This is a genomic window from Streptomyces sp. NBC_01808 (assembly GCF_035917395.1).
Lineage (GTDB): Bacteria > Actinomycetota > Actinomycetes > Streptomycetales > Streptomycetaceae > Streptomyces.
In genome coordinates this window covers 8,178,600-8,201,819 of record NZ_CP109072.1, presented here as the reverse complement: position 1 = coordinate 8,201,819, position 23,220 = coordinate 8,178,600, and the positions used below count along the sequence as shown (strand labels likewise).

Here is a 23,220-nt window from a genome sequence, read left to right as displayed (position 1 = left end):
GGCGGATGGCGCGGGCCCGTACGCGGGGCTGCCAGCTCTTGCGGACCTCGCGCTCCAGGGCGGCAGCGAGCGCGGGGTGGGGCGCCGGGCCTTCCCGGTCAGGTAGCGCTCGACCTGGCGCTGGGAGCAGCCGGGCCGGGCCGCGGCGCGGCGGTGGGAGCGCTGCTCCGTCCTGACGAGGAACCGCATCCGCGCCTGCGGGCTCACCGGGATGGGTCGGGTGGCCGTGGCCTGCAGCGCCGCTTCGAGGGATTCGCCGATCGTCGCCACCGCTCACTCCTCCCCGTCGCGTCGCGGGTGGGGTCGTCCTAGATGTGCCGGGCCGGGTCGAAGCCCTGCTCCATGATCTCAGCGGCCCACCGCAGCCCGCGTACTTCTTCCATCCTGCCCTGCCCGGAAAGGCACGGAGGCGGAGCGGGTCTAGTCGTTGCGGCCGTAGAAGAGCCGCCCGCCCGCGGTGTCCACCAGGTACAGCACGTCCTGCCCGCTCGCGTTGCGGCGGACCGCGAGGCGGTCGACCGGCAGGCCGGGGGCGACGGTCGCGGCGGTCCATGCGCCGCCCGACTCGGTGGCGACGAACGCGCGGTCGGCGCCGGACTCGGTGACGTAGTAGACGCGCTTGCCCTCGTCCGCGTCCCAGGTGATGCCGAGCGCCGCGCGGGTCCCGGATCCGCGGTGCACCATCTGGCGGGCCCATGCGGTGCCCTGGGGGTAGGCGTAGCGGACCTGGAAGCTGCCCCCGTCCGTCGGCCGGTAGCGGTACGCGACCCTGGGCGCCGCGCCGTTGAGGGTGAGCTTCGCGCTCTGCACGGCCGGCCCGGTGTAGGTGTTGTCGCTGCTGTAGACCTCGCCGGGGCCGAGGGGCTGGAGCACGTCGGCGGTGGCCGGGGAGACGGGCGCGGTGACGGCGGCGCCCCGGGAGTCGGTGAACGCGCCGGTGGCCGGGGCGTACTTCAGGTACGACAGCTCGTGCCGGAACGCCGAGGACGGGAAGCGGCTCCACTGGAAGAGCAGGTGTACGTTCCCGGCCGTGTCGAACTGCAGGTCGTCCGGGTAGACGGCGCGGTCCGCCGCGCCGGCGAAGACCGCGGCCCTGCTCCACCGCGACTGGGCGTCGTGCCACCGGTAGAGCCTGCCGGTGCGGCGGTCCGCCTCGTCGATCCGGGCGATCAGCCACACGTCGCCGTCGGGGGCCGTGGCCACCACCGGATACGTGACTCCGGCGCCCTGGTCGGGCAGGTCGGCGGAGTGGTCGACGGGGGCGGAGCCGGTGGTGTCCGAGCGGAAGTACCGCCAGGGGTTGTTGTGCATCGAGGCGAAGACGTGGAACCTGCCGCTGCCGTCCCGGGCGATCGACGGCTGGTTGTGGCCGGGGTCGTCCGTGAACTCGGCCTGCGCGCCTCCCTGCATGACCGGGATGCGGGTCCACTGCCCCGCCGGGTCGCGGCGGGCGATCGCGACCCTGTGCGTGCCCGCGGAGGAGCCCGGCTCGTCGAAGGCGAAGTACGTGTACTCGCCGGCGCCGCGGTAGGTGGCGACCGGTGTCCACCAGGCGGCCTGGTTGGAGGAGTCCATCGGATACGGCACCAGGACCGGGGCGGTGGGGGATGCGGGGGCGGCCTGCACGCGGGCGGCGGGGCCGAGGAGCGCGGCGGCCGGAGCGAGCGCGGCGGCAGTCAGCAGACGGCGCCGACCCGCAGTGAATGAGAGATCCATATTGCGGGAGAGTCACGCACAAAGTGGGTGCCGTCAAGAGTTGGGGCGGGGAAGCAACCCGAAAACGCCGAGTGAGCGCTGCTTGTCGACATAATGTCCGGCATGCGGGTGCCCACGAGCGCCAGATCCGGTTCGTCGTAGGCCGCTTCGCGGAAGACGCCGAGGACGGTGGCGCTTCCGGACCGCGCGCAGGCCCTTTCCCCGGACGTCGCCCATGATGGCGCGTACGCCCCACGGGGAGTCGATCACCTCGTAGAACACGGTGGCGCGCCGGCTGCCGTTGACGGCGGCCGCCGCGGGCACGGCCACGAGCACGGAGCCGAAGGCGACGTTCGGGCCCTGGAACCAGTCCGCGACGAGTACCGCGGCAATCAGCACCATCGCCGTGGCGGAGTGCTCCAGCAGGCGGGGAACGCGTATCGGTGAGGGGCGCGCCGTAAAGGAATTGCTCAATTCGACGGGCGGGTGCGCATCCTGGGGCATCTGCCGGCGGCCGACGTGACCGGGCCGTCACGGGCCCGCCGGACTCCGGGGAACGGCCGCCTCGCCGGCCGCCTGAGCGATGTCCGCCCGGGCGTGACCCATCAGGTCGGCTGCGGGGCCGGTGAGCGAGCGGCGTAGCCAGTCGGCGATGGCGAGGGCGAGCGTGGTGGCCTGCTCGACGTTGCCGTCCGCGAGGAGTGCCTCGACGCGGTAGCCCATGTCGGACAGGGTTTCCGTGTCGGTCTGGGGCACGAGGACGTCGCGCAGGCCCGCCGGGTAGGGCTCCCGGGTGCGGGCATCGCGCAGGGCATCGACGACTTCGGGAGCGTCGCCGTAGTGGTCCAGGAGGCCGAGGAAGGCGTAGACCCGTGCCGTGAGGCGGGGGCGGCCGGGGAAGGCGTCGAGCCATTTCATCAGGTCGGCTTCGCTGCCGAGGTGTGCGATGACGTCCTGGAGTGCCGCTTTCAGTTTGTAGGGCAGGTCCCAGCCGTGGGGCAGGAGCTCCGCGACTTCCAGGGCGAGTGCGGCCTCGTCGTGCGGGCCGAGTGTGCCTGCGCCGAGTCCGCGTACCTTCGCGGGGTCGAGTACGAGTTCTTCGGGGCGGGTCGCGGCGGCGGCGGAGGAGGAGGGGTGGGTGTCGTGGCGGTGGGTGAGCCGGCCGCCTGCCCTGTGGAGCAGCTTGTCGTGCACGGCGTCTCCTCGCTGCCGGTAGCCGCGGGTCCGGGTGCCAGGGCGGATGCTCCTTTCCATGATGCGGGCGCACCGTGTGATCGGCGACTCGATGTTCTGGCGCAGCGCGGCCCCCGGGCGCCGGGTGGGTGCCCGGGGGCTGCTCGGCGGGAGGGGTTATCCGGCGGGGTGCCAGTCGCCGCTGTCGTCGTCGATGTCGTCCTGGGTCAGTGCGACGATCGGCATCGAGCCGTCGTCGAGCATCCGCAGGGCCACGCCGTAGGGCATCTCGTCGCCGCCCCTGCCCTCGTCGGCGGTCGCGGTCGCCTTGTGCGCGGGGGCCCCGGTGGGCTTCCCGTCGCCGGGGCCGGCGGCCGAGGCTGCGGGGGCGGCGGCCAGCGCGGTGAAGCCGAGCAGCGCTGCCGACGACAGCGCGACGGCGAGAGCACCTGTCCTGGGCATGAATCCTCCTGGATCCGGAGAGCGGCCCTGTGCCGCCCTGGCTGATTCAAGAAGAGCAAGGGTCCGCGTTCGGCCGGATAAGCGTTCCGGCGGGGAATTCGGGTGCCTGTTTATTTCTCTGCAATCCCGCCCGTGAAGCGGTGGTTGAGAGGGGGGAATTCCGGTGCGGGACTTCCCTTCGTGGGGCGGTTTTGGTGCCTGTCGCCTGCTTGGGTACCCTCACCCGGACCCGCGACCACGAGAGAGCGTCATGACCGACATCATCACCAGTGCCGCCAACCCGCTCGCGAAGCGGGTGAAGCTGCTCGCCGGCCGTAAGCACCGGCGGCGGGAGGGGGCGTTCGTCGTCGAGGGGCTGCAGCCGGTGTGGGCCGCCGTCGAGGCGGGGTGGCAGGTCGAGACGCTTCTCGTCGCGCCCGGGCTGCTGACGCATCAGGCGGCCTGGCGCATGGTCGAGGAGCAGGAGCGGGCGGGTGTGGCCGTGGCGCGGCTGGGGGCGGAGTTGTTCCAGCGTCTGGTCGACCGTGACGGGCCCGGCGGCCTCGCCGCTATCGTGCGCAGCCGGGACGGCGGGCTGGGCGGTCTGAGCGCGCGGGGCGGGGCGGTCTTCGTCGCCCTGGACCGCATCGCCAACCCGGGCAATCTCGGCACGATCATCCGCACCGTGGACGCGGTGGGCGGGGCGGGGGTGATCCTGATCGGGGACACGGTGGACCCGTATGCTCCGGCGGCGGTCAAGGCCAGCATGGGGTCGCTGTTCGCCGTCGACGTGGTGCGCACCCCCGACGCCGCGGAGTTCTTCTCCTGGGCCGCGGAGCGGGGTGTCGCGGTGGTGGCCACGTCGGGTTCCGCGGAGGAGGACCACTGGGGTGCCGCGTACGATCCGCCGCTGGCGTTCCTGCTCGGCAGCGAGCGGGAGGGGCTGGCGGAGGACCTGCTGGCCCGGGCGTCGCGGCGGGTGCGCATTCCCATGGTGGGTACGGTCGACTCGCTGAACATCGGGGTGGCCGCGTCGATCATGCTGTACGAGGCGCGCAGGTACGGCGAGAACCGGTGAGCGGCCCGGACACCGGCGGGCCGGTGCGGTACCCGGGCCGGTGCGGTGCCCGCCTACGTGTACTCGGCGATCTGGATGAGGTTGCCGCAGGTGTCGTCCAGGACCGCCGTGGTGACCGGGCCCATGTCCACCGGCTCCTGCGTGCACCGTACGCCGAGTCCGCGCAGGCGGGCGTAGTGCGCGCGTACGTCGTCCACCGCGAAGGACGTCGCCGGGATGCCGTCCTCGGCCAGGGCCGCCTTGTACGCCGCCGTTGCGGGGTGGCCCGGTTCCAGGGCGAGTTCGGTGCCGTCCGGGTCCTGGGGGGAGACCACGGTGACCCAGCGGTGCTCGCCGAGCGGCACATCGTGCTTGGGGACGAAGCCCAGGACGTCGGTGTAGAAGCCCAGAGCCCTGCTCTGGTCGTCCACGCACACGCTGGTGAGGTTGATCCTCATGGGGTCTTCTCCTGGCCGTCGGGGGTCAGCCATCGGTTCACGGTGTGCCCCAGCGGTTCGGTGTCCAGGTCGTGGAACTTGCAGCGGCCCTCGCGGCGGGTCCTGGCCAGACCCGCCGCCTGAAGCACCGCCAGGTGCCGGCTGATCGCCTGGCGGGACAGGCCCAGGCCGTGTCTGGTCGTCAGCCGGCCGCAGATCTCGAACAGCGACTGGCCGTTGCGTTCCGCCAGTTCGTCGAGGATACGCCGCCGGGTGGGGCCCGCCAGCGCCTTGAGCAGCGGCTTGCCTATCAAGCGTTGCGGGGTGCGCCCGCCCCGTCTCAGTCCTCGACGTCCTTTGCCGACGTCGGGCCGAGCTGCGTGGCGTCCGCGTACTCCGGCATCTTCATAGGCCGGTCGAACAGGAAGAACGACTGGTTCGTCCCGACCGTGAACTCCACGTACGCGCCCGTCGTCGCATCGAAGCCGAAGTAGGCGTTGCACGCCGAGCCCGAGTCGTAGGTGCCGTCCATACCCGGCTGCGCCACCACGACCTTGCCGTTCGACGAGGAGTCCACCGCCTCGGTCGGCGTGAGCTTCTTGCAGCGGGGCACGGGCAGGCCCTTCATGACGAAGTACCCGTACTCGCCCTTGCCGTTCTGGATGTAAACGTAGGACAGCTTGCCGCGCTTGCCCCAGGTCTTCACCCACTCGTTGATGGCCTCGCGGGTCGGCGAGTAGGTCATCTTCCCCGCCGGCTGGTTCGCCACCAGGGCGTCGTAGTTGCTCTGCTTGGCGGCGTTCTCCCTGCCCTGGCTGGAGTCGTCCTCGCAGGCGGCGAGGCCGAGGACCGCGATGAGCGCCAGCACGGACGCCATCGCGGTACGGGCGATCGTCTTCATGGGCCGTCCCCTTCCTGGATACCGGCGTCAACGCCGCCGGCCCGCAGGCCGCGGTGCCGGCGGCGTCCGGGCCGGCGGAAGGCCGCGCCGGCGCAGAGCGCTGCGCGATGCCGGCTCTCCGGCCGCGTACGGGCGCCGCCGGGCGGCCCGCCGGCTCCCACTGTGCGGCCCCGAGCCCGGGAGGGGTCCCGCGTGCGCGCCGGCTACGCACCGGGAGCAGCGGCGAAGACGTCCGGCGGGGGACGCGGGCCCGGCGCAGCGCGGCCGATGCTGTGGGGCATGTCCTTACGCGCCCGTATCACCGCGCTGTGCCTGGCCGCCGTCTGCGCGCTGTCCCCCGGCGGCCGCGCCGGCCGCCGCCGAAGCACCCGATCCCGCCCTGGTACGGGTGGACGCAGGGCTGCTGCGCGGCGTGCGCGACGGGCGGCGCCCTGCGGTTCAAGGGGCGTGCCGTACGCGCGGCCGCCGGCCGGCGCACTGCGCCGGCGTGCGCCCCGGCCGCCGCGCCCGTGGTCCGGCGTGCGCGACCACGGGCGCGGCGGGGCCCAGGTGCGCGCAGCCGGCCGGCGGCGGCGAGGACTGCCTGTACACCGAGGTCACCGCGCCGCTGCGGCCGGCACGGCCCGGGCCGCTGCCGGTGATCGTCTGGCTGCACGGCGGCGGCCTGACCACCGGCGCCGGATCCGACTACGACGCCGCCCGGCCGGCCGCCGCCGGCGACGTGATCGTGGTGAGCGTCAACTACCGCCTCGGTGTGAGGGGGTTCGGCTCCCACCCGGCGCTGGACGGCCAAGGCGGCGTCTCGGGCAACCACGGGCTGATGAACCAGACCCGGGCGCTCGGCTGGGTCCGGGCCAACGCCGCGGCGTTGGGCGGCGATCCCGGGCGCGTCACGCCGGCCGGGCAGCCGGCCGGCGCCCGCAGCGTCTGCGCGCACCTGGCCTCACCCGCCTCCCGCGGCCTCTTCCAGCGGGCCGTCGCGCAAAGCGGCGCCTGCACCAACCCGGTCCTGGCGAAGACCGCCGCCGACGCCACAGGCGCGCGGGCGGCCCGTGACGCCGGCTGCGCCGGGGCCGCGGACATCGCGGCCTGCCCGCGCCACACGCCGGCCACCGACCTGCTCAACGCGCTGGCAGACATCACGGCGCCGGTCACCGGGACGACCACCGACGACGCCCGGGGCCCGGTCGCCGGCACACCGTTCCTGCCGCAGCAGCCCGAAACAGCACTGCGGCACGGCTCGGCAGCCGGGATCCCGCCGCTCACCGGCAGCACCCGGGACGAGATACCTTCCCTCGTCCCCGACGCATACGACCTCGCCGGCCGCCCGCTGACCGCCCGGGGCTACGCCGACGTCGTCACCGACACCATCGGCGACGACGCCCCGGCCGTCCTGCGGCACTACCCCGCCACCGGCGACCCGAGCCCGGTACTCGCACTCTCGCGGCCGCTGACCGACCGGGGCGCAAGGATCAGCACCTGCCCGACACCGGCCGCCACCGCCTTCGCCGCCCGGCACGCACCCGTATACGCGCACGAACTGGCCCAGGACAGCGGCACCGCCACCGACGGCTTCCCCTACGGCGCCCACCACCGCTCCGACCTGCCCTACCTGTTCGGCCTGCCGTGGACCGACCCCGGCCCCTGAAGACCCGACCGCCACGATGACCGGCTACTGGACCGCCTTCGCCCACCACGGCGACCCCCACCACACCGGCCTGCCCCGATGCCGCCCGCTACAGGCACAAGGCAGGACCACGGTACTCGGGCTCGCCGACGGCACCATCGCACCCACCCCGTTCACGGCCGACCACCACTGCAGCTTCTGGAAACAGCCGCTAACCTCCACGGCCCGCCCCGGCGCGCCGGAGCGCGGCCCGCACGCTACATCCGTACACGGCCCGCCCAGATACCTCCGTACACGGCCCGCACCCCGCGTCCGTACGCTACGCCGGTGCGGGGCCCGCGTGTTACGCCGGAACGCGGCCGCGTAGATACATCAGTGCGCGGGCCCGCGTCCTATGTCGGTGCGCGGCCCGCGTGTTACGCCGGTGCGGGACCGGGCGCCGGAGCGGGGATCACCGCCACACTGCGCACGACAGCGAAGAACCGCGGCTCGTTCCCGGCCAGACCCGCAGCCGCCAGCGCCCGGTCCGCATCAGCCAGCGGCCCGGCCAGCACCACCGCCGCAGCCGGCCCGGACCCGCCGGGCTCGGCCAGCGCCGCCTGCACGCTGCGCACCAGCCGCCGGTATGCCTGAGCCGCGGTCACCTCGGCGGTGTCGTCCGCCATCATCGCCTCCGTTCACCGGACATGCCGCACGCCCACATTCTGCCGAAAGCCACTGACACCGGCCACCGCGAACTCCCCCACCACCGGCGCCGATTGACCCCCGGGGCAAGAAGGAAGCAGACTGCCTACGAGGTGAGGTACGCGGCGAGCACATCGGCTTCACGACGCAGACGCTCCGCGGCCCCGGCCCGGCCGGCCCTCTCGTAGACCCCGGCCTCGGCGCGGCGCTCGGTGATCTGCACCCGCAGCAGGGCACGTACCTCCCCGGCGGAAAGCACCCGGCGGGCCGCCTCCGCCGAACCGACACCGGCACGGGCCCCGGCGACGTACCCGCTCCCCTGCTCCGCCTCGGCGGCGGGGGCCTCGACCGCTTCAGCGTTGTCGATCGCAGCCAGAGCGGTGCGCAGCGCGGAGACGACTTCACGCCTGCGTGCCTTCATCGCGGCGCGGAGGTCCGCACGCATGAGAAACCGCAGTGCCTGCGCGTCCCCGGCCGTCCCCGGTTCCGCGGGCCCACCCGCCGCCGCCGCAGTCATACACCCAACCTACCCGTCCCGCCCCACACAGCAGCCCCCGCACAGCGGCTGCCCCGACAGACCAGCCCCCGGACGGCCCCGGGCCCACCCCAGGGCCCACCCCGGGGCCCACCCCGGGGCCCACCCCGGGGCCCGCCCCGAGCCAGCCCCGGGCCAGCGCTGGGGCAGCCCCCGGGCCAGCGCTGAGTTCAGCGCTGGCGGGCCGGGCGCACGACGATCTCGTTGACGTCCACCTCCACCGGCTGCGACAGGGCACAGGAGACAGCGGCGGCGATAGCACCAGGGGCGATCGCATGCGCACGGGAGGTACACATGACCTCCGCGGCACCGGCGTCGGCGATGGTGCCGGCGAACTCGGAGGTCACCACGCCGGGCGAAACGGCCGTCACCCGCACCGAAAGGTCGGCCTCCTGCCGCAGACCCTCGGTAACCACCCACGCCGCATGCTTGGTAGCGGAATACACCGCACTGCTCAGCACCACCTCATGCGCACCGACACTGGCAACCGTCACGAAATGCCCGCCGCCCTGCACACCTCACCCCCGCCGCAGTGAACCTCCCGGCCACCGGACAGCGCCGGGTGCCGGGACTGCGGCGCGAAGAGGTCGCCCTGCTCGCAGGAGTCAGCGCCGACTACTACATACGGCTGGAACAGGGCCGGGAACGATCCCCCTCCGCGCAGGTCCTCGACGCACTGGCCGCCGCACCGCGGCTGGACGAAGACGCCAGACTGCACCTGTTCCGGCTGGCCGGACTCGCCCCCCCACCCGCGCCGCCACAGCGCCGGACCGGGCAGAGCCGAGCCTGCTCACGCTCACGGACACCTGGCCCCACAACCCGGCACTCGTCCACAACCACGCCTACGACGTACTCGCCTCCAACACCATCGCCGACGCGCTCCTCCTCGGCCGGACATACTCGCGCAACCCCATGGAGACCGTGTTCACCGACCCCGCCGCCCGCTCCTTCTACCGCGACTGGCACGACGTGACACGCAACTCCATCGCCGCTTCCGCCTCAACCACGGCACCGCCCCCCAAGGACCCACGGATACGGCAGGTCCTCACCGGACCACTCGAAACCAGCCCAAAGCTCACGGAGCTGCGGGTGCGGCACGACGCCCGCAGCAAAGCACTGGAACACAAACGCATCGCACACCCCGCCGTGGACCCGCTGACGCTGACGACGCAGACATTCGGCGCACACGCCACCCCAGGACAGGAACCAGCCGCCTACCACGCGGAACCAGACTCACCCAGCGCCGAAACACCCGCCCTCCTCGGCCCACCCACCCCCACCCCCAGCCCCAGCCCCAGCCCCAACTGACCACCCCGGCACCGGCCGCGCACTCAGCCAGGCAGACGCAGACGATAGTCGTGCGTACGGCGGTACGCACGGAAACCGAACTCCTCACCCAACGCAAGAACCGCGGCATCGCCGTCAGCCGCGACGGTCTCCACCTCGCTGATCCGCGGATACTCGGCACGCAACCGGCGCAGCAACTCCGCCGTCACCCAGCGCCCCAGACCACGCCGACGATGAACCGGCACGACCACCACACGGCAGTGCTGGGCACGCACCGCCGGAGCAGGCGGAATGAACACTTCCGTATAGCCCACCACCGCACCCGTACCGGCATCCAGAGCCCCCACCCTCAACAACCACCCCCAACCAGACCCCACCACGGTGGCAGCAGAACCAAACACCAAACCCGGAACCACCACCGCAAACCCACCAGACTCCTCCGGACCGGCCAGCGCGAATCCAATACGGGCCGGGGCAGGGATGGCGGGGGTGTACCAGGTGGTGAGTCGGTAGCCCGGATGATCGGCGTAGACCAGCTCGGCCAGCCAGGCACGGTGCACTTCGGCCAGCGGCAGCAGCAAATGATGGACGACACGCTCGCGGACGAAGCCGTGACGCAGACAGAAGACGTCCCCCGGCGTGCACGCCGGGACGGCCGCCCGCAGAGCAGCCCAGCCGTCCTCCCTGGCCGCGCCGGCGACGGCGGCCAGCAACAGGGTGCCGGTGCCGCGGCGGCGAGCAGCGGGGTGGACGTAGAGCTGGAGGTCCGCTGCGGTACGGGCCGGGCCGGGCGAGGTGGACGGCCGCACCCCCGCAACAGCCGTCACCTCGCCCTCCGCCCCCGTGGCCGCCCACGCCGGCGGCATCCTGCCGCCGGCGTGGGCGTCCCCCCGCAGTCCGGCGAGGACCTCTTCCCGTACCGGCGCGGGAACGCCGGGCAGGTCCGCCGCCCGCGCGGCGGCGACGACCGCACGCCAGGCGGCCGCGGCCGGCGCGGCGTCGCGTACGACGGCGATCTCCACCGGTGAACTCATGGCTCCAGCCTCGCCGCGCCCCGCCCGGCGAACAACGGCCGATCCCGGAACGTGCCATAACCCGTCGGTTATCGATGGGGGCGGGGGATTCATAACCGACGGGTTATCCGTCGTTGCCGGATCGGCCGTTGTTCGCGGGGCGCGCCGGGCCGAGGCTGATCCACGCAAACGAAAGAGCAGGAGCACACGCAGCCACCGAAGGGGGCGCAAGGTCCATGACCGCCACCGCACGTACGGGCCGGGTCTGGTTCGTCACCACGGCCGGACACGGCACGGGCAGGGCCGTCACCGCGGCCGCGCTGGCGCGCGGCGAACGGGTCGCCGCCGTCGTACCGGACGAGGCAGCCCGGGAGAGGCTGCTGGCGCGCCACGACGAGCACCGGCGCAGGCTGTTCGTCCGGGCCCTCGACGTGACCGACAACTGGTCGGTGAACGCCACCGTATGCGCGGCAGCCGACCGGTTCGGCCGCCTCGACGCGATCGTCAACGACGCCCGCCCGCCGCGCCGCTCCCCCGGCACCGAGGACGCGGCCGCGCCGGTCGGGTGGATACCCCAGGCGGCGGCGCGGGCGCGGATGGAGTCGGCGTTCTTCGGTCCGCTGTGGGTCGCGCAGGCCGTGCTGCCGTTGCTGTACGAGCAGCGCTCCGGCCATCTGCTGCAGCTCTGCGGTTCCGTCGGTCCGCCGGGCGCGCCGGGCGCCGCGCTGGACCGGGCCGGCACCTGCGCGGTGGTGGCGCTGAGCCGGGCGGCGGCGTGCGAGGCGGCGCGCGTCGGCGTCGACATCAGCGTCGTCGGCGGCCGGCCGGACGCCGGTGCGCTGCTGCGGCTCGTCGACGGCGCCGCGGCCCGCCGCCGGGAGGCCACCGGCCCGGTATCCGCCCCCGCGTCCGCCTCCGCCTCCGCCGCAGGTCACGGCGCGGCGGCCTGAGGGTGACGGGGGCGGGGCAGGCGGGATACGCTCCCGGGACGGAGCCGGATACCGGCCACGGCCAGGCGATACAGGGGTGCGGGATGGAGCTGCGGGACATAGAGATATTCCTCGCGCTCGCCGAGGAACTGCACTTCGGCCGTACCGCCGAGCGGCTGCACGTCTCCCAGGCCCGCGTCAGCCAGTCGATCGCCAAGCAAGAACGCCGCATCGGCGCCCCGCTCTTCGAGCGCACCAGCCGCCGGGTGGAACTCACAGCCATCGGGGCACGGCTCCACGACGACCTGAAGGCGGGCTACCAGCGGATCCAGGACGGCATCGACTCCGCCGCCGCAGCGGCCCGCGGCACGACGGGGGTGCTGACGCTGGGGCTGATGTGCGCCCAGGCGTTCGACCAGGCGTCGATCCTCGCGCGCTTCAAGGACCGCTACCCCGGGGTCGAGCTGCGCTTCCGCGAGGTGGTCTTCAGCGACCCGTTCGGGATGCTGCGGGCGGGCGAGGTGGACCTGGAGGTCACCTGGCTCCCGGTGCGCGAGCCGGACCTGACGGCCGGCCCGGTGCTGGCCCGCGAGCCGCACGTGCTAATGGTCGCGGAAGGCCACCCCTTCGCCGCCCGCGGGTCCGTGAGCCTCGAAGACCTCGTCGACTGCTCCTTCCCGCAGCCGGTGAACCCGGTCCCGGCGTACTGGATGGAGGCCCTGATGCCGGCGCGTACGCCGTCGGGGCGGCCCATCCCCGCGGACGGGCCGAAGATCGCCACCTTCCAGGAGGCCCAGGCGGTCGTCGCGGCCGGCGACGCGGTCTGCGTAGTGCAGGGCGAGGCGGCGCGGCACTTCCCGCGCCCGGGCATCGCCTACGTGCCGATCACAGAGCAGCCGATGGGCGTCTGGGGGCTGATCTGGCGTACGGCGCACGAGACACCGCTGGTACGGGCCTTCGTGCAGTCTGCCGTCGACACTCTCGCCGAGGCAGCGCAGGCGGCACCCGGCACGGATGCCCCGGAGGTGCCTCGGGCCCCGGAGCCGGCGCGCGCCGTTCCCCAGCCCGCGGCCGCCCGCGGCTGAGCCCGCGGCGGCGGCTCAGAGCAGGGAGTTCTGCTTCAGCACCGCCACCGCGCCGACCGTACGGTAGCCGCGCCACTCCAGCGCCGCGGCCGGCGAGAACGAACCGAAGTCGACCAGCCAGCCGCCGTCTTCCTGCTGCCCCGCGGCCAGCCGGCGCAGTTCGGCGTCGACGACCTCCGGGGCGTACAGCGTGCGCGCGGGGCGGCCGGGCTCGGGGGCGACGTCGAGCGGCCGGATCGCCTCGCCCTCCGAGCCGCCCGCGACGGGCAGCACCCCGTCGTCGGGGATGAGCGGGCGCAGCCGTTCCAGCAGGGCGGTGGCCTGCGGGCGCGTGTCCGCGGCGGCATCAAGGAAGCGGATCGCGAAGGACAGCTCGATGGCATGCGGCTCATCGCCGATGTTCTCGACGGCGTCCAGGCAGTAGCGCGTGGCCCGCTCCAGCCAGGGGTGGGCGGCGACGGCGGGGTCGTGCGCGGCCAGCCGCAGCGCGGTGCCGGCGGCGAACGCCGTGCTCTGCAGAGCGGAGGCCCCCGGGTCGGCCTGCGTCCAGAACGGCGCGCAGCCGGCGGGGTCCGCCACGGGCAGCGCGAAGGGCAGCCCGCCGTCGGGCAGCGTGACGGACAGCAGCCAGTCGCACAGCCGTGCCGCATGCGGAGTGGTGGCCGGGGCGGCATCCACGAACGCCTCGAAAGCGTGCAGCGCACCGCCGGGCTGGCTCTCCGGCGCCCGCAGGTCCGGCTCCAGACCCCAGCCGTAGCCGCCGTCGGGGTTGCGGTAGCCGTCAACCGCGGCGAGCACGGCGGCGGGATCGGTCCCGCCGAGCAGCAGCTCGAAGCGGCGCCGGTCGAGGAGCCGCGCGTGGGTGGACATGAAGGAAGCGGCGGCAAAGAGGTCTGCGGTCATACGCCCACGATCGCAGCGGCGCGGGCGGCGGTCTTGAACCTTTCGGACGTGTCCGCCCGCCGGGACCGGATCGGGGGACGACCGCCGCGGCACCGACGCCGTCCCCTCCCCCACTCCCCCGGGCGCGCAGCCGGACCGCCGGGCCGGCGACCGTCGCGCCGTCCTTCGGGGAGAGCCGGCCGACTCACGGCACCAACACCACCCCACACCCCCGGCAACCGCCGGCCAGCTACGCACTGAACACGAGGGACTTCCTGGTGGCCGGCGGGTGCGGCTCCGGAGGCGGGAGGGCGGAGACGCCAGGCTTCCGTGGAGAGTCGCAGACTCAAGGCGCTGCCGACGGCAGGATGGTGCACAGCTGTCAGCGGCCGCTGTCGGCCATCGAGTCGGCGGCTTCGACGGAAGGCATGTGAGCTGTGGTGGGTGAGGACGTTGCCCTGGTGTGGCGGCCGGGGGAGGTGATCCTCGGGCTGTACACGGTCCGCGAGAAGATCACCAGCGGCGGGATGGGGGTCGTCTACCGGGTCCTGCACCGCGGGTGGAACGTGGAGCTGGCGGTGAAGGTGCCGCGGCCCGACCTCGTGGCCACGGGAGCCGGGGTGCGGGAGTTCGAGACCGAGGCGGCGACGTGGGTCGGTCTGGGCGCGCATCCGAACACGGTGAAGTGCGTCTACGTGCGCACCCTGGGGAGCGTTCCCCGGGTGTTCGCCGAATGGCTCGACGGGGGCAGCCTCGCCGACGCGGTGCGCGACGGGCGGCTCTACACCGGCGGCCAGCGCGCAGCCCTGCGCCGCATCCTCGATGTCGCCGCCCAGAGCGCGCGAGGGCTCGAGCACGCGCACCAGAACGGCCACATCCACCAGGACATCAAGCCCGCGAACGTGCTGCTGGACCGGGACGGGGTGGCCAAGGTGACCGACTTCGGGCTGGCCGGTGCGCGTGCTGCGGCTGGGGAGAGCACCGCCGTTCCGCCCGGCGCGAGTCTGCTCGCCGGGTACGGGGGGATGACGCCGGCGTACTGCTCGCCCGAGCAGGCGGAGGCGGCCCTGCGGATGCGGGAGTCCGGCGGGTCCCGGCCGAAGCTGACGCGGGCGAGCGACACCTGGTCGTGGGCGCTGACCGTCCTGGAGATGTTCGTCGGACACCCGCCGTGCCCTGTCGGGCAGCTCGGTGCCGAGGTGTTCGCCGCGTTCGTCGACTCCGGCGCCCGCGCCGACGCCTTCGCCGGAGAAGCCGGAGAGGAGACCGCACGGCTCGCCGCCATCCCCGCGATGCCCGCCGGCCTGGTGGCCGTGCTGCGGGACTGCCTGGCTCCGCAACCGGCGGACCGGCCCAAGGACATGGGCCGTATCGCCCACGCCGTAACGGAGGTCTACGCCGAGGCTATCGGCGAGCCCTATCCCAGGCCGGAGCCCCAAACGGCCACGCGGCTGGCCGACGACCTGTCCAACCAGGCCCTGTCGATGCTGGACCTGGGACGCGACGACGAAGCCGGGGAGCTGTGGCAGCGCGCCGCCGAGGCGGATCCGCGTAACCCGCACGTGACGTACAACCGCGGTCTCCATCTGTGGCGTACCGGGGAGCTGACCGACGCCGAAGTGATCGCGGACCTGGAAGGAGTCCGCGCGGCTCACCCCGAGGACTGGGAGCCGGAATACCTGCTGGGCCAGGTGCATCTGGAGCGCGGTGACCCGGAGGCCGCCGAGGAGGTGCTGCGAACCGCCGGCCGGCGGGCACCGGACGTCCCCGAGATCACCGCCGCGCTCCACCGTGCAGGCTCCGTGCGCCGGCCCGCCGCTCCCACGGCTCTGACCGGGCACGACGGGCCGGTGAACGCCGTCGCGTTCAGCGGGGACGGCCGGTTCTGCCTCTCCGCGGGCCAGGACGCGAAGGTCCGCGTGTGGGATCTGACCCGGCGCCGGCTGCGGATAGCCGGCAGGGCGGGGCCACGCCGGGTGCGGACCCTGAAGGTGCCGGGGGCCTCGTACGGCATCTGGGCGATCGCGGTCGACGCGGAGGGTACGTATGCGGTCTTCGGCGGGCACGACGGCCCCGCCGAGATCTGGGATCTGCGCGCCGGACGGCTCCGCCACCGGCTCACCGCGGGGCCGGGAATGGACGACGAGGGGCCCGGGGGACTTCTCGGGGCGCTGATCGGGGGCGCCGCGCCGTACGTCCCCACCGTGGACGTGGCGATGAGCGGGGACGCGCGGCTCGCGCTGACCGTGCACGGCGACGGAGCCATCAGGGTGTGGGACGCCGCCACCGGCCGCTGTCGGCGGCGGCTGGCGGACGGGTACGGGAGCGCGTACGCCCACTTCGCCTCAGTGCACGTCGACCCGGACGGCGGCGTCGCGTTCGGACAGGACTGGGAGACCCGAGTGACGCACACCTGGGACACCCGTACGGGCACGGTGCTGCGCACGTTCGGCGAACCGTCCTTCATGGCCGCGATGAGTCGCGACGGCGGGACCGTCGTCACCCAGGAGGACCACGGGCACGCAACCCGGGTGCGGATCTGGGACCGGGAGTCCGGCCGGGAAGTCCGCGCGCTGAGCCGACCGGGCGGCATGGGGGACCAGTTCGCCGTGAGCGGTGACGGTCGCTACGCGATCTCCTGTGGCGTGAACGCCATGGAGCTCTGGGAGCTGGACACCGGACGGCGCCTGCGGGCCTGGCCGACGCCTGAGCAGGCGATGGTAGCGGCCCTGGGCCCCGACGGCAGCCAGGCCCTCATCGGCGACGACGAGGGCGAAGTCGCCCTGTGGGACATGCCGGTGCCGGGGCCGGCGGCCCCCTGGAGCTATCCACTTCCGCGTGCCGAGGCCGAGCGGCTCCGGGACGACGAGGTGGTGGACCGCGCACTCGACCGGACGACTGAGCTGATGGCCGAGGGCCGCATCGGCGAGGCCGCGGACGAGATCCGCCGGGCCCGCGCGGTTCCCGGCTACCGGCGGCACCGTATGCTCCTCGACCGCTGGCAGGAGGTGGCGCGGGCGGGACGGCGCACCGCGCTGTCCGACGCGTGGGTCCGCGACGCCCCCTCGGTCGTGGGCGGATCCCGCGTCCCGCCCGCGGCGAGCCACGACGGCTCGCTGGTGCTGACCGGCGGTGAGGACGGGCGGGTACGGGTCTGGGACCTCGCCCGGGGCAGCCTGCGCCATGCCCTGGCGGGTCACGGCGGGCGGATCCACAGCCTGGCTCTCCCAGGCGACGGGCCGGTCGCGCTGTCGGGCGGCGAGGACGGCACCGCACGCGTCTGGGACGTCGAGTCGGGTGTCTGCCTGCATGTGCTGCACGGCCATCGGGGCGAGGTAACCGTGGCGGTCAGCGCCGACGGCCGCGTCGGAGTGACGGGCGGAGAGGACAGGGCGGTCCAGGTCTGGAATCCGGAGACGGCCGAACGCCTCGCGCACCTCACCGACCAGCACAGCACGGGTATCAGCCGGCTCCTGCTGAGCGCCGACGGAAGTCGGCTCGTCTCAACCGCTTCTGGCGATGGCTGGGCCCCGCACATCTGGGACGTCCCGAACGGGCACCGCCCGCAGATTCTGCAGCGGGACCTCGGCGGAGGCTGGGGCATCGACGCCCTGGCCCTGGGCAGCCACGGCGATGTGCTGCTGTCGGGCCATCGGGACGGGAGCATACGCGTGTGGGACCTCCGGACCGGGAGCGCGCTCCACACGATGAGCGGCCACGGTGGGTCCGTGCGGAGGGTCGCCGTCTCCGCCGACGGCACGGCCGGCGTCTCGCTGGGCGACGACGGTAGGACGTGGATGTGGGATCTCCGCTCCGGCGAGGGCCGGCGCGCCGCAGGCGCCGAGGACGTGGACGCGTGGTTCGTCGCGATCGGTGACGACGGCCGCTTCGCGGTCACCGAAGGCCGGGACGACCAGGTGCGGGTATGGGACGTGGACAGCGGCGCGTGCCTGCGCGTACTGGGCCGCCACGACGCCTCCGTAGAAGGCCTCGCCATCAGCGGCAACGGCCGCATCGTCACGTCGCTCGACCACAACGGTGTCGGTCGCGTGTGGGAACTGGACTGGGAGTTCGACTTTTCGCAGTAGGCGTCAGGCCGGTGCCGCGCAGTTCGGCGGACATCGCCCCCCGACCGAACTGCGTGAGGGGCGGAGCCGCAGGAGTTTGACGAGCAGCGCGGAGACTTGCTCGCGTTCGGCTGGGGCGGGGCCCGAGAAGGTGTCGTTGAGGCCCGGTCCGGTAACGGCCTGCGGCCCGGATACCGAAAGCGCCGCTCACGCTGCGGCAGCAGCCGCTCCAGACGATCCAGCTCATCCGACACGATCCACAGCGACGCTCCCACGTGATCGAACGCGCAACTCCCGACCTGGACACGGCAACCCGGACCGCTCCACCTCATTGTGTTAAGCGCGGTGGTCCCGGCTCCTGCTTGGCTACTGGTCCCAGGCTGCACCGAGCGCCAGCAGGCGCTCGCGGTACTCGATGACCTCGACCCACTCCGACGGCCAGGCCGCCGCCCCGTGGCGCGCGCCGGCGAACGCCCCGGCCAGCGCGGCAATCGAGTCGGAGTCGCCGCAGGAATAGGCGCCACGGCGCACGACGGCCGGCGGATCGTCGGGGTGCTGGAGGAAGCAGAACAGCGCGGTGGCGAACGCCTCCTCGGCGATCCAGCCCTCGCCGGTGGCCAGGCACGGGTCGGCGTCCGGATCTGCCTCCGGCAGCTCGGCCTCGACCCGGTCCAGGACGGCCAGGCACTCCTGCCAGCCACGGGAGATGAAGGAGATCCGATCCGGATCCTGGGCGTGCTCGGCCAGATCGCCCAGCCAGTCGGCCCGGTACACCGCCCGGTTCGCCTCCGCGTAGGCGCGCAGCAGGGACAGCAGCTCCTGCGGGACCGTGCCCTGGGCCAGCAGGTGGACGGTGTGCGCGGTCACGTCGCTGGCCGCCAGCGCGGTGGGGTGCCCGTGGGTGAGGCCCGACTGCAACTGCGCTGCGCCGGAGCGCTGTTCAGCGCTCAGCCCCGGGATCAGGCCCAGCGGCGCGACCCGCATGTTCGCCCCGCAGCCCTTGGACCCCACCTCGCTGGCCCGCTGCCAGGCTCCGCCCCGCTCCAGCGCCTCGCACGCACGCAGGCAGGTGCCCCCGGGAGCCCGGTTGTTCTCCGGCGAGTGGTACCAACTCACGAAGTGCGCCCGGACCGGCGGTTCCATCCGTGCGGCGGTAAGCGGGCCATCGGCCAGTGCCGCTTGCAGCGCCTCGCCGAGCGCGAGCGTCATCTGCGTGTCGTCCGTGACGTAAGCCGTGCCCGAGGAGACCGGCAGCGGAAGCGAACGCCACGGCCCGAACTTCCCCTCGATCTGGGCGAGGGTGTTGAACTCGGTGGGGAAACCCATGGCATCCCCGATGGCCAGCCCCAGCAGTGCCCCCGTCGCGCGCTTCATCCCGTACCCACCCCATCATCGTTCCGGTCCACCGATCCTAAGAGGCATGGAGTGACACCGAATGACTGACGTTGTAGCCGGGGTTGAGAACGAGACGCCGTCGGAGCCGGGGGCCACTGCGGCGCCGGTGGTGGACGACCAGCTGGTCGGAATGCTGGTGGACCGGGCCCGGGCGGAGGGCCTGCAGCTGACCGGTGAGGGCGGGCTGCTGCAGCAGTTGACCAAGCGGGTCATCGAGTCCGCGTTGGATGGCGAGACGACCGACCATCTCGGCTACGAAAAGCACGACGCGGCTGGCCGGGACGGCGGCAACTCCCGCAACGGCCGCCGGTCCAAGACCGTGACCACCGAGGTCGGCCCGGTGGAGATCAGCGTGCCGAGGGACGTCGAGGGCAGCTTCGAGCCCCAGCTGGTGAAGAAGCGGCAGCGTCGCCTGACCGGGGTTGGCGGGATGGTGCTGTCGCTGTCCGCCAAGGGCCTCACGCACGGCGAAATATCCGCTCACCTGGCCGAGGTCTACGGCGCGAGTGTGTCGAAGTCGACCGTCACCACGATCACCATCCGGTTCTGTCCTCCACGGGGCATGCGTACGTCTCCTCTCGAAGCGTTCGCAACCACCGATAGAACTCAAGCGGTGTATCCGGTGTTGTTCGTGGACGCCATCCACGTGAAGATCCATGACGCGCAGGTCGCCAACCGGCCGATCTACGTCGTCATGGCCGTCACCGTCGACGGCCACCGCGACAAGCGTCAACGCCCGCATCCGCAAGGCCGTCCGGCCCCGCGGGCACTTCCCCAACGAACAAGCCGCCCTGAAGTGCGTCTACTGGCGCCGATGTCGCTGGACCCGACCGGAAAGGGCCGCCGACGCTGGACGATGCGCTGGAAGGCCCCCTTGAACGCCTTCGAGATCGCCTTCGAAGGACGCCTCGCGGCAGCCCGCCGCTGACCATCGCCAACCACAGATCAGCCGTCTACTGGACACACCCTGTGTGGTGGTGCGTGCGGTGGAGTGGACCGCATCGGGTTGGCGCCACCCCGCTGAATGTTCAATGTTATGGGCGCGGGTGCTGTGCAGCCCGTAGATGCCACGAGGGCGGCGGCGGTGGACGTGTCCTCACATCTACCGCCGCCGCCCTCGCTGCGGCCCGTTCGCCGCCGGGGGGCGGCTTACTTCACCAGTCGGGCGAACTTCCTGACCTCCTGGGTGAACAGCTGGGGCTGCTCGAACGCCGCGAAGTGGCCGCCGTAGGGGATCTGGTCGTTGTAGTAGACCAGGTTGCTGTAGGCGCGCTCGGCCCAGATCTTCGGGCTGCGGACCAGTTCGTGGGGGAAGACGCTCAGTCCGACCGGCAGGTCGAGCTTGGTCAGGTCGGAGGCGCCGTAGTTCTCCCAGTACAGGCGGGCGGAGGAGGCGGCGGTGTCGGTGAGCCAGTACAGGGTGATGTTGTCCAGCATGTCGTTCAGTGACAGGACACCCTCGGGCCGGCCGGTGTTGTCGGTCCAGTCGAGCAACTTCTCATAGATCCAGGCGGCTTGTCCTGAGGGAGAGTCGGCGAGGGCGTAGCCGATGGTCTGCGGACGGGTCGACTGTTCCAGGGAGTATCCGGAGAGCTGGCTGAAGAAGGTCTGGATCTGGGCGAGTGCCGTCTGTTCGGCGGGAGTGGTCGTGTCGGTGACCGGCGGGCTGAAGGTGTACTCGGGGAAGTTCAGCTGCACTCCCAGCAGGCCCTTGGGCCGCAGCTTGCCCAGTTGGGTGGTGACGGCGCCGCCCCAGTCGCCGCCCTGGGCGACGTACCGGGTGTAGCCCAGGCGTTCCATGAGGGTGGCCCAGGCCGCCGCGATGCGGGCGTTGGTCCAGCCGGTGGTGTCGGGCCGGTCGGAGAAGCCGAACCCCGGCAGCGAGGGGACGACCACGTGGAAGGCGTCCTGTGGGCTGCCGCCGTGCGCCGTGGGGTCGGTCAGGGGGCCGATCGCCTTCACGAACTCCACGAAGGAGCCCGGCCAGCCGTGGGTGAGGATGAGCGGCGTGGCGTTCGTGTGCCGGGAGCGGACGTGCAGGAAGTGGATGCCCAGGCCGTCGATCTGCGTGCGGTACTGGCCCAGGGCGTTGATCTGCCGTTCGAAGCGGCGCCAGTCGTACTGAGTGCGCCAGTACTGCAGCAGGCCGGTCAGCTTGGCGAGTTGGACACCCTGGGAGTTGTCGGTGACGGTCTCCTGCTCGGGCAGCCGGACATGGGCCAGCCGTTGGCGCAGGTCCGTCAGCAGGGCCTCCGGGACGCGCAGGTCCAGCGGTGTGATCCGGCTGGTGGCCTTCGGCAGGTTCAGCGGGCCGACGGCGCCGGCGGAGGTGGTGGCGGAGGTGGTGGCGGAGGCGAGGTCCGTGCCCAGGGCGGCCGGTACGGCGGTCGCCAGTCCGGCGATGGTGGCGGTTCGCAGCAGGCTGCGCCGGGACGGGCTAAAGGAGGGCTCGTCCGCGACCGGACCGGGGTGATGCGGTGAACGCATGGATGTGCTCCAACTTCGAAGGGGCGCTGGCCGGCGGAGTACGGGCTGCGCGCAGGGAGGTCTGTAGAGGGTGGCGGGGAGCGGGGTACTGTTCTGTCCCTCGGGGCCACGGCGCCCGCGGACCACTGATGCGGGTGGCGGCCGCGCAGGCGTATTCGCCACATCGGCGCAGAAAGCATCCATGCAGAAGGTGCACGCGTGGATCTGCGACGCACGCAGCTTGATGAACTCGAGTTCCTGCAGCGAGAGTCCGCGCTGCAACGCCGCCTCGCGAATCGCCGACGAGAACGCTCCCGCTGCCTGCCACGCCTCGGGCATGACCTTGTCCAAGAACGGGCGCATCATTTCCTTTTCCGCGGAAGACAGGCAGTGCCTGCCTGTCTTCCGCTTTCACCTGCGACTGTGCTGCCGCCGCGCCTCACTTCGTCAGGAAGTCACGCAGGGCCGCGTTCACTTCGTCCGCGTGCGTCCAGAGCAGGCCGTGCGGTGCTCCTTCGATCTCGACGTAGTCGGCCTCGGGGAAGGCCTTGTGGAATCGGCGCGCGGTGGCGTCGATCGGGAGGATGTTGTCCTCCGTGCCGTGGAGGATCAGGGCGGGCTTGCCGCTCGCGCGGACCGCCTCGACGTCGCCGCGGAAGTCCTCGATCCATGCCGGGACCACGGCGTGTGCAGCCACCGGGGCGCTGCCGACAGCGACGTTCCAACTGCCGGTCACGACCTCCTGGCTGATACGCGTGCCGAGGTTCTCACCGAGGTTGTAGAAGTCCTTGTAGAACTGCGTGAACCAGGCGTACCGGTCGCTCTTCGCGGTCGCGGCGATGCTGTCGAAGACCGTCTGCGGCACCCCGTCGGGGTTGTCGTCGCGGGCGACGAGGAACGGCTCGAGTGAGGCGAGGAAGGCGAGTTTCGCGACGCGCTCGTGTCCGTGACGGCTCACGTAGCGGGCGAGTTCTCCGGTGCCCATGGAGAAGCCGACAAGCACGACGTCCGTCAGGTCGAGGGTCTCAAGGACCGTGCTCAGGTCGGCGGCGAAGGTGTCGTAGTCGTAGCCGGTGCTCACCTTCGACGACTGGCCGAATCCGCGACGGTCGTACGTGATGACCCGGTAGCCCTGGGCCAGCAGTTCGCGCGTCTGACGCTCCCAGCTGTGCCCGTTCAGCGGATACCCGTGGATCAGGACGACCGGCTGGCCCGAACCCTGGTCCTCGTAGTACAGCTCGACCGGCGCGCTGTTCTCCGTGCCTACCGTGATGTAACCCACGATCTCTTCCTTTCCTGACATTATTGCTCTTTCAGGCCGACGCTTGTTCCACGGCGTTCACGGCGGTGACCCGGCCTGCGCCGCCGGGAGGGCTCAGCGCCTGCGGAGAGACTCACACGGGCTGACCGGCCGGCGGCCCACACTTTGGTTGATGCGTCATCGACACTAGGCGGTCGATCGTTGAAGCGTCAACTAGCACCGGGTGGGGCGACTTTGCCGGCCCTTGCCAGGCGGACGGACACCCCGTCCCGGCCGCGCCGTGAC

General features: G+C 72.6%; 20 protein-coding genes and 4 pseudogenes. 8 read left to right on the top strand and 16 right to left on the bottom strand.

Annotated features, from left to right (window positions below; genetic code table 11):
* Positions 1-420: 420 nt before the first annotated feature.
* From OG946_RS35910 to OG946_RS35895, 4 genes are all read right to left on the bottom strand, one after another.
* Positions 421-1,716: a BNR-4 repeat-containing protein gene (locus OG946_RS35910; protein WP_326794083.1), complete on the bottom strand. Its 1,296-nt coding sequence runs from the start codon at positions 1,714-1,716 to the stop codon at positions 421-423.
* Between the two features lie 33 nt (positions 1,717-1,749).
* The gene (locus OG946_RS35905; RefSeq protein WP_326800473.1) at positions 1,750-2,097 is read right to left on the bottom strand and encodes a hypothetical protein; all 348 of its coding nucleotides are present in this window, start codon (positions 2,095-2,097) and stop codon (positions 1,750-1,752) included.
* Positions 2,098-2,226: 129 nt separating this feature from the next.
* Positions 2,227-2,889 (bottom strand): hypothetical protein, encoded by a 663-nt coding sequence (locus OG946_RS35900; protein WP_326794084.1) that lies wholly within the window; start codon positions 2,887-2,889, stop codon positions 2,227-2,229.
* A gap of 156 nt (positions 2,890-3,045) precedes the next feature.
* The gene (locus tag OG946_RS35895; RefSeq protein ID WP_326794085.1) at positions 3,046-3,330 is read right to left on the bottom strand and encodes a hypothetical protein; all 285 of its coding nucleotides are present in this window, start codon (positions 3,328-3,330) and stop codon (positions 3,046-3,048) included.
* A 250-nt stretch (positions 3,331-3,580) separates the two neighbouring features.
* Between OG946_RS35895 and OG946_RS35890 the strand changes: the two genes are divergently transcribed.
* On the top strand, positions 3,581-4,387 hold the full coding sequence (locus tag OG946_RS35890; protein WP_326794086.1) for a TrmH family RNA methyltransferase: 807 nt from the start codon (positions 3,581-3,583) through the stop codon (positions 4,385-4,387).
* A 53-nt stretch (positions 4,388-4,440) separates the two neighbouring features.
* On the opposite strand, the gene OG946_RS35885 is transcribed toward OG946_RS35890, so the two are convergent.
* The 3 genes from OG946_RS35885 to OG946_RS35875 are packed head-to-tail and all read right to left on the bottom strand — an operon-like array spanning position 4,441 to position 5,704.
* Positions 4,441-4,824: a VOC family protein gene (locus OG946_RS35885; protein ID WP_326794087.1), complete on the bottom strand. Its 384-nt coding sequence runs from the start codon at positions 4,822-4,824 to the stop codon at positions 4,441-4,443.
* On the bottom strand, positions 4,821-5,114 hold the full coding sequence (locus OG946_RS35880) for an ArsR/SmtB family transcription factor (protein ID WP_326800098.1): 294 nt from the start codon (positions 5,112-5,114) through the stop codon (positions 4,821-4,823). Before OG946_RS35880 ends, OG946_RS35885 begins: the two co-directional genes overlap by 4 nt.
* A 29-nt stretch (positions 5,115-5,143) precedes the next feature.
* Complete coding sequence (locus OG946_RS35875) at positions 5,144-5,704, bottom strand: hypothetical protein (protein ID WP_326794088.1); 561 nt, start codon at positions 5,702-5,704, stop codon at positions 5,144-5,146.
* Positions 5,705-6,191: 487 nt separating this feature from the next.
* Here OG946_RS35875 and OG946_RS35870 point away from each other — a divergent pair, with 487 nt between their 5' ends.
* Positions 6,192-7,352, top strand: a complete 1,161-nt coding sequence (locus OG946_RS35870) for a carboxylesterase family protein (protein ID WP_326794089.1) — start codon at positions 6,192-6,194, stop codon at positions 7,350-7,352.
* 395 nt (positions 7,353-7,747) lie between these two features.
* Here the strand turns inward: OG946_RS35870 and OG946_RS35865 are convergent, their stop codons facing one another.
* From OG946_RS35865 to OG946_RS35855, 3 genes and pseudogenes are all read right to left on the bottom strand, one after another.
* On the bottom strand, positions 7,748-7,996 hold the full coding sequence (locus OG946_RS35865) for a hypothetical protein (protein ID WP_326794090.1): 249 nt from the start codon (positions 7,994-7,996) through the stop codon (positions 7,748-7,750).
* Positions 7,997-8,121: 125 nt separating this feature from the next.
* Positions 8,122-8,532, bottom strand: coding sequence for a hypothetical protein (locus OG946_RS35860; protein WP_326794091.1), 411 nt, complete (start codon positions 8,530-8,532; stop codon positions 8,122-8,124).
* A 188-nt stretch (positions 8,533-8,720) separates the two neighbouring features.
* Positions 8,721-9,068: pseudogene (locus OG946_RS35855) on the bottom strand (SDR family oxidoreductase); the annotation flags it as partial.
* A 14-nt stretch (positions 9,069-9,082) separates the two neighbouring features.
* Here OG946_RS35855 and OG946_RS35850 point away from each other — a divergent pair.
* Positions 9,083-9,211: pseudogene (locus tag OG946_RS35850) on the top strand (transcriptional regulator); the annotation flags it as partial.
* Complete coding sequence (locus tag OG946_RS35845; protein ID WP_326800472.1) at positions 9,199-9,858, top strand: MmyB family transcriptional regulator; 660 nt, start codon at positions 9,199-9,201, stop codon at positions 9,856-9,858. The pseudogene OG946_RS35850 and the gene OG946_RS35845, both read left to right, overlap by 13 nt.
* A 23-nt stretch (positions 9,859-9,881) precedes the next feature.
* Here OG946_RS35845 and OG946_RS35840 read toward each other — a convergent pair whose 3' ends face one another.
* On the bottom strand, positions 9,882-10,871 hold the full coding sequence (locus OG946_RS35840; RefSeq protein ID WP_326800097.1) for a GNAT family N-acetyltransferase: 990 nt from the start codon (positions 10,869-10,871) through the stop codon (positions 9,882-9,884).
* 215 nt (positions 10,872-11,086) lie between these two features.
* Here OG946_RS35840 and OG946_RS35835 point away from each other — a divergent pair, with 215 nt between their 5' ends.
* Both OG946_RS35835 and OG946_RS35830 read left to right on the top strand, forming a co-directional pair.
* Positions 11,087-11,800 (top strand): SDR family NAD(P)-dependent oxidoreductase, encoded by a 714-nt coding sequence (locus tag OG946_RS35835; RefSeq protein ID WP_326800096.1) that lies wholly within the window; start codon positions 11,087-11,089, stop codon positions 11,798-11,800.
* 83 nt (positions 11,801-11,883) lie between these two features.
* Positions 11,884-12,864 carry a LysR family transcriptional regulator gene (locus OG946_RS35830; RefSeq protein ID WP_326800095.1) on the top strand — a complete coding sequence of 327 codons (981 nt, stop codon included), beginning with the start codon at positions 11,884-11,886 and terminating at the stop codon, positions 12,862-12,864.
* Between the two features lie 15 nt (positions 12,865-12,879).
* Here OG946_RS35830 and OG946_RS35825 read toward each other — a convergent pair whose 3' ends face one another.
* Positions 12,880-13,767 (bottom strand): hypothetical protein, encoded by an 888-nt coding sequence (locus OG946_RS35825; RefSeq protein WP_326800094.1) that lies wholly within the window; start codon positions 13,765-13,767, stop codon positions 12,880-12,882.
* Between the two features lie 419 nt (positions 13,768-14,186).
* On the opposite strand from OG946_RS35825, the gene OG946_RS35820 reads away from it, so the two are divergent.
* Positions 14,187-17,834 (top strand): WD40 repeat domain-containing serine/threonine protein kinase, encoded by a 3,648-nt coding sequence (locus tag OG946_RS35820; RefSeq protein WP_326800093.1) that lies wholly within the window; start codon positions 14,187-14,189, stop codon positions 17,832-17,834.
* A 143-nt stretch (positions 17,835-17,977) separates the two neighbouring features.
* Here the strand turns inward: OG946_RS35820 and OG946_RS35815 are convergent.
* Together OG946_RS35815 and OG946_RS35810 are read right to left on the bottom strand one after the other, a co-directional pair.
* Positions 17,978-18,125, bottom strand: a pseudogene (locus tag OG946_RS35815) (IS5/IS1182 family transposase); the annotation flags it as partial.
* A gap of 54 nt (positions 18,126-18,179) precedes the next feature.
* A complete protein-coding gene (locus OG946_RS35810) occupies positions 18,180-19,187 on the bottom strand; it encodes an ADP-ribosylglycohydrolase family protein (protein WP_326800092.1) in 1,008 nt (335 codons plus the stop codon).
* A gap of 151 nt (positions 19,188-19,338) precedes the next feature.
* On the opposite strand from OG946_RS35810, the pseudogene OG946_RS35805 reads away from it, so the two are divergent.
* Positions 19,339-20,136, top strand: a pseudogene (locus tag OG946_RS35805) (transposase).
* Positions 20,137-20,357: 221 nt separating this feature from the next.
* On the opposite strand, the gene OG946_RS35800 reads toward OG946_RS35805, so the two are convergent.
* Both OG946_RS35800 and OG946_RS35795 read right to left on the bottom strand, forming a co-directional pair.
* Positions 20,358-21,695, bottom strand: coding sequence for an epoxide hydrolase family protein (locus OG946_RS35800; protein WP_326800091.1), 1,338 nt, complete (start codon positions 21,693-21,695; stop codon positions 20,358-20,360).
* Between the two features lie 418 nt (positions 21,696-22,113).
* Positions 22,114-22,956, bottom strand: coding sequence for an alpha/beta fold hydrolase (locus OG946_RS35795; protein WP_326800090.1), 843 nt, complete (start codon positions 22,954-22,956; stop codon positions 22,114-22,116).
* Positions 22,957-23,220: the final 264 nt, after the last annotated feature.

Excerpts from the sequence above, each read along its gene's own strand:
- OG946_RS35910 (WP_326794083.1), bottom strand. The coding sequence starts at position 1,716 with ATGGATCTCTCATTCACTGCGGGTCGGCGCCGTCTGCTGACTGCCGCC.
- OG946_RS35905 (WP_326800473.1), bottom strand. The coding sequence starts at position 2,097 with ATGGTGCTGATTGCCGCGGTACTCGTCGCGGACTGGTTCCAGGGCCCG.
- OG946_RS35895 (WP_326794085.1), bottom strand. The coding sequence starts at position 3,330 with ATGCCCAGGACAGGTGCTCTCGCCGTCGCGCTGTCGTCGGCAGCGCTG.
- OG946_RS35890 (WP_326794086.1), top strand. The coding sequence starts at position 3,581 with ATGACCGACATCATCACCAGTGCCGCCAACCCGCTCGCGAAGCGGGTG.
- OG946_RS35885 (WP_326794087.1), bottom strand. The coding sequence starts at position 4,824 with ATGAGGATCAACCTCACCAGCGTGTGCGTGGACGACCAGAGCAGGGCT.
- OG946_RS35875 (WP_326794088.1), bottom strand. The coding sequence starts at position 5,704 with ATGAAGACGATCGCCCGTACCGCGATGGCGTCCGTGCTGGCGCTCATC.
- OG946_RS35865 (WP_326794090.1), bottom strand. The coding sequence starts at position 7,996 with ATGGCGGACGACACCGCCGAGGTGACCGCGGCTCAGGCATACCGGCGG.
- OG946_RS35860 (WP_326794091.1), bottom strand. The coding sequence starts at position 8,532 with ATGACTGCGGCGGCGGCGGGTGGGCCCGCGGAACCGGGGACGGCCGGG.
- OG946_RS35840 (WP_326800097.1), bottom strand. The coding sequence starts at position 10,871 with ATGAGTTCACCGGTGGAGATCGCCGTCGTACGCGACGCCGCGCCGGCC.
- OG946_RS35835 (WP_326800096.1), top strand. The coding sequence starts at position 11,087 with ATGACCGCCACCGCACGTACGGGCCGGGTCTGGTTCGTCACCACGGCC.
- OG946_RS35830 (WP_326800095.1), top strand. The coding sequence starts at position 11,884 with ATGGAGCTGCGGGACATAGAGATATTCCTCGCGCTCGCCGAGGAACTG.
- OG946_RS35825 (WP_326800094.1), bottom strand. The coding sequence starts at position 13,767 with ATGACCGCAGACCTCTTTGCCGCCGCTTCCTTCATGTCCACCCACGCG.
- OG946_RS35810 (WP_326800092.1), bottom strand. The coding sequence starts at position 19,187 with ATGAAGCGCGCGACGGGGGCACTGCTGGGGCTGGCCATCGGGGATGCC.
- OG946_RS35800 (WP_326800091.1), bottom strand. The coding sequence starts at position 21,695 with ATGCGTTCACCGCATCACCCCGGTCCGGTCGCGGACGAGCCCTCCTTT.